3 protein-coding genes and 1 pseudogene are annotated in these 4,168 nt (G+C 66.0%); 3 read left to right on the top strand and 1 reads right to left on the bottom strand.

What is annotated here, in order from left to right:
* The 3 genes and pseudogenes from JW364_RS23840 to JW364_RS23830 all read left to right on the top strand — a co-directional run.
* Nucleotides 1-126 (top strand): annotated as a pseudogene (locus JW364_RS23840) (IS630 family transposase); the annotation flags it as partial.
* Between the two features lie 742 nt (nt 127-868).
* A complete protein-coding gene (locus JW364_RS23835) occupies nt 869-2,308 on the top strand; it encodes a cytosine permease (RefSeq protein WP_058253433.1) in 1,440 nt (479 codons plus the stop codon).
* A gap of 123 nt (nt 2,309-2,431) precedes the next feature.
* Complete coding sequence (locus tag JW364_RS23830; protein ID WP_205334482.1) at nt 2,432-3,391, top strand: phosphotriesterase; 960 nt, start codon at nt 2,432-2,434, stop codon at nt 3,389-3,391.
* On the opposite strand, the gene JW364_RS23825 is transcribed toward JW364_RS23830, so the two are convergent.
* Nucleotides 3,379-4,168, bottom strand: a 790-nt coding sequence (locus JW364_RS23825) for a TetR/AcrR family transcriptional regulator (protein WP_205334543.1), incomplete at its 5' end; no start/stop codon positions are given. The genes JW364_RS23830 and JW364_RS23825 overlap by 13 nt on opposite strands.

The following is a 4,168-nucleotide window of genomic DNA, read 5'->3' as shown; positions in this document are numbered from 1 at the left end:
GACATCAGAGCATGGATCGAGACCTGGAACGACAACCCCCGCCCCTACGTGTGGGTCAAGACCGCTGACCAGATCCTCGACTCCATCGCCCACTACTGCACACGAATTAATGACTCAGAACACTAGCGGGAATTATGTCATAACGTAGGTTATCGGCGAATCTTGGAGAAAATCAGGTCATTTCGTCATCAATGACGAAACTGTGGAGCAATCACGAACCGTTCGGCCGTCGAGGCGTTCTCCAAGCTGATCCTGCGGAACGAGTACACCCTCTCCGACGTCGAGAAGGTCATCGCCGGGGACACCGATGCCGTCGACGTGCCACCCGACTAGACCCCGTCCAGCGGTGGGCCGCGACCTCTCACGGTCGCGGCCCAGCGCCCCGGCCCCGCTCACACCCGCCACCTCGAGGAACCATCGTGACCATCACCGCCGAACTTTTCCCCCGCTGCGCCCTGCCCGGCTGCGCGATCCCCACCGACACCCAGGGCCACCCCTGCAGACAATGCCGCCGTGACCTCGGAACCCTCGTGCGCCACAACCCCGGCGGCCGCCGACGCCCAAACCGGCCGCGACCACGACGTCGCCCTGGCCTACCGGGCTTAAGAACAGCTACGCATCGCCGACGCCGCCGAACAACGCATCGCCCTCCAGATCGGTCAGCGCGAGAAGCCCGGACAGTCCAGTTGGCTGTGCGAGAAACGCCGAAGGTGTGACATTCTGTCCGTTCCGTACCCGAGGAGTGCGAACGTTCTGTAGGTATCGCGCGACGGGCGGTGCGACCACCATGGATGCACTGCGCATCGTCGCGCGCCATGCCCGAACGCACCCCGCCCAATCGGGGGCCGACACTTCCTGGACGGACTCCATGACCGCACTCGACGCCGCGACCCCGTCGGCACCCGGACCGGGCCATTCGGGCCCGCAGGCCGAGGCCGAACTCGAACTGATCCCCGAGTCCGCGAAGACCCATGACGTGCGCGGACAGTTCTGGATCTGGGCCGGTGCGAACATCGCGCCGATCAACTGGGTGCTGGGTGCACTCGGCGTCACGATGGGCCTCGGGCTGTGGGAGACGGTGGCGGTCCTCGTCGTCGGCAATGCCATCGGCATGACCATCTTCGGCGTCTTCGTCGTCATCGGTCAGCGCACCGGGGTCACCGGAATGGTGCTGTCGCGAGCCGTCTTCGGACGCCGCGGCGCCTACGTTCCCGCCGCCGTCCAGGCCCTGGTCTGCATGGGCTGGTGCGCGGTCAACACCTGGATCGTTCTCGACTTGGTGATGGCGCTGCTCGGCGAGATGGGACTCGTCGACCCGGACCTCGACAACAACGCCGCACGGATCGTCGTGGCCGCGGTCATCATGGGGATGCAGGTGACGATCGCGTGGTTCGGGTACCGGGTGATCTCCGCGTTCGAACGATGGACGGTGCCTCCGACGGTCGCGATCCTGCTCGTCATGACCGTCGTCGCGTGGGTCGGCCTCGACGTCGACTGGGGACAGACGACCGCTCCGGAGCTCACGGGATCGGCCCACATCGGCGCGATCACGGCGGTGATGACCGCGATCGGCATCGGCTGGGGTCTGACGTGGATCGGTTACGCCGGCGACTACTCGCGCTTCGTGTCCCGGGACGTCCCGTCGCGCAGGCTGTTTCTCGCCAGTGCACTCGGGCAGTTCATCCCGGTCGTCTGGCTCGGAGTGCTGGGTGCGTCCCTGGCGACATTGAGCGACTCCGCCGACCCGGGTGAGATCATCGTCGACGCCTACGGCGTTCTCGCACTGCCGGTTCTGTTGCTGGTGATCCACGGACCGCTCGCGACCAACATCCTCAACATCTACACGTGCACGGTGTCGACGCAGGCGCTCGACATCCGCGTCGACCGGCGCGTGCTGAACCTGATCATCGGCGTCGTGGCGATGGCGGTCGTCGTCTACTTCGTGCTCAATAGCGACTTCGCGACCACCATCGACTTCTGGCTGGTGTCGATCGTCGGCTGGTTGAGCCCTTGGGGCAGCGTTGTTCTCGTGCACTGGTTCCTGATCGCGCGGCAACAGATCGACGCCGAGAGTCTGTTCGCCACACCGGCGGACAGCGTCCTGCCGATGGTCCGGCCGACCGCCCTCGTCGCACTCGCTCTCGGTGTCACCGCGACCTGGATGTTCATGTACGGGATGCTGCCGGCACTGCAGGGGCCGGTTGCGGTCGCACTGGGCGGGATCGACCTGTCGTGGCTCGCCGGGGCAGTCGTTGCCGGCACCTCCTACTGGACCATGGAGAAACTCACCGCGCCACGCGCTGCCTGAAGCCCGTCCCGCCAGAGCCGTGGCGGTCGGCGGCGACGACGGGCGAAAGCCGCCTGCCGCATCAGGTCGTCGACTAGGGTTCGGCGCAGTGGAGGCAACGCGGCCTCCTGGTGAGGAGGTTCCATGGCCACCGTCCACACCGCGACCGGCCCGATCGATTCCGCTGACCTCGGGAACGTGTTGGTGCACGAGCATGTGTTCGTCGTCGGCGAGGAGTTCCGGCAGAACTATCAGGACGATTGGGACGAGGACGAGAAGGTCGCCGAAGCTGTCCGCGACCTGACCGAACTGAAGGAACTCGGGATCGACACGATCCTCGACCCGACGGTTCTCGGTCTCGGCCGGTACATCCCACGCATCCAGCGGATTGCCGAACAGATAGACCTCAACATCGTCGTCGCGACCGGGTTGTACACCTACAACGACATCCCGTTCCAATTCCACTACGCGGGACCGGGAATGCTCTTCGACGTCCCGGAGCCGCTGGTCACCCTGTTCACGAAGGATCTCACCGAGGGCATCGCGGACACCGGTGTGCGGGCGGCTTTCCTCAAGTGCGCCATCGAATCCCAGGGACTGACACCGGGAGTCGAGCGCGTGATGCGCGCGGTGGGACAGACGAGCGCCCAGACGGGGGCGCCCATCACCGTGCACACCGATCCGCACAGTCAGTCGGGTCTGGTCGCCCAGCGGGTCCTCGCCGAGGAGGGAGCCGACCTGACGAAGGTGGTCATCGGCCACTCCGGTGACAGCGTCGACCTCGACTACCTGATGAAGCTCGCCGATGCCGGGTCGATCCTCGGCATGGATCGTTTCGGGCTCGACCTCCTCCTGCCATTCGACGAACGGGTGAACACCGTCGCCGAACTGTGCAAGCGCGGCTATGCCGACCGCATGGCCCTCGCGCACGACGCCGCCTGCTTCATCGACTGGTTCGACCACGAGGCCAAGAAGCAGGCACTCCCGAAGTGGAACTACCGGCACATCAGTGACGAGGTGTTGCCGGCCCTGCGGGAACGCGGGGTGAGCGAGGCCGACATCACGACCATGCTCGTCGACGTGCCGCGCCGCTACTTCGAGTAGGGCCGCGATGCACGGACCACTTGGCTTCGCGGAACGTCCGCGAGTCGGCGCGGACTCCGGCCCTGGGTACCGGGATCGCCACAGAGTTCGACCGGGCTCAGGATGGCGGATGCCAGCGCGCGGAACTCGCCGTCGATGCCCGGCCGCGAGCGGAGCTCCGGCGACAAGATGACCTGGTAGACGAATCCGGCAAGTGCCTGCGTGAGCGCGTTGGCATCGGCGTGCGCCAGGGTCGGTGAACGGGCCAGGATCGCGGCAGTCCACTCAGCGGTGTAATCCGACGCCGTCCGGCGAAGTGAGACCTGGTCTGCTTCCGGCAGATACACGATGTCCTGGAGGGTGATGGCCAACACCTGACCGTTCGGGCCGAGCGAGTAGTCGAGGAACACACCCACGAGGACGTCCAGCGCTTCGACCGCCGAGGACTCCGCCAGTGCGTCGACGGATATCCAGTGCAGATTCTCGAGACCTCGACGCATGATGGTCATCAAGATGTCGGTCTTTCCCGCGTACTCCTGGTAGACCGTCGCCGGCGACACATTCGCTTCGGCGGCGATCTCGTGGATTCGGACGTTGGGAAATCCGCGCGCGAAGAACATCCGGGTTGCGGCGGCGAGTATCCGATCACGCCGCGCAGCGGGCCGTCGGCTGGATCCATCGGCGAACCGCGCGCGGGACTGTGCCCCGCGGGGAAGCGGACAGCTCAGGATCGAGTCCACGACCGCCCGCTGGATCTGCGTGAGCCGCCGTGGGGTGAGCGAACCCCGCATCGCCGCG

Source organism: Gordonia sp. BP-119, from assembly GCF_016924115.1.
Classification (GTDB): Bacteria; Actinomycetota; Actinomycetes; order Mycobacteriales; family Mycobacteriaceae; genus Gordonia; species Gordonia hongkongensis.
The sequence above is the reverse complement of the archived record's forward strand: the minus strand, read 5'-3'. Positions and strand labels throughout refer to the sequence as shown.

Excerpts from the sequence above, each read along its gene's own strand:
- JW364_RS23835 (WP_058253433.1), top strand. The coding sequence starts at position 869 with ATGACCGCACTCGACGCCGCGACCCCGTCGGCACCCGGACCGGGCCAT.
- JW364_RS23830 (WP_205334482.1), top strand. The coding sequence starts at position 2,432 with ATGGCCACCGTCCACACCGCGACCGGCCCGATCGATTCCGCTGACCTC.